Source organism: Desertibacillus haloalkaliphilus (genome assembly GCF_019039105.1).
Classification (GTDB): Bacteria; Bacillota; Bacilli; order Bacillales; family KJ1-10-99; genus Desertibacillus; species Desertibacillus haloalkaliphilus.
Genome location: NZ_JAHPIV010000295.1, coordinates 1 through 388 on the forward strand (window position 1 = coordinate 1; position 388 = coordinate 388).

Sequence of the window (388 nt, forward strand, 5' to 3'; positions counted from 1 at the left end):
GTTCCATATCTTCATAAAATTTATCTAAGAATGGATTTTCTTCTACAATTTCTTTTACTAAAGGAAATTGAAATTCCTTTGAAAGCATTGTAGCCAAGGTTGTTTTTCCGGCTCCAATTGGGCCTTCCACTGCAATAAAAGGGGCAGGATACATAGGCGTTCTCCTCTATCTATAAAGTTGTCAAACCAATGTATATTGTACCATACCCCTTCTGAGAGATAGAGCCAATGAATTACGATGTTGTTCTTTTTTCAATATTAAATTGATCTGATAACAACAACCAGTTTTGTGGGAAGGATAGACCTAATTTCCAGTAAGCAATTCCATTTAGGTTTAACTCTTTAATGAGATTAAATTTGGCTTGAATGGATCTTGCATCTTCAAACC

At 34.5% G+C, this 388-nt stretch carries 1 protein-coding gene and 1 pseudogene; both read right to left on the minus strand.

The features are described 5' to 3' along the window. Nucleotides 1-154 (minus strand): deoxynucleoside kinase (locus KH400_RS22005; RefSeq protein WP_217228268.1); only part of this gene is annotated, 154 nt, incomplete at its 3' end. 79 nt (nt 155-233) lie between these two features. Next, nucleotides 234-388 (minus strand): annotated as a pseudogene (locus KH400_RS22010) (spore gernimation protein); the annotation flags it as partial.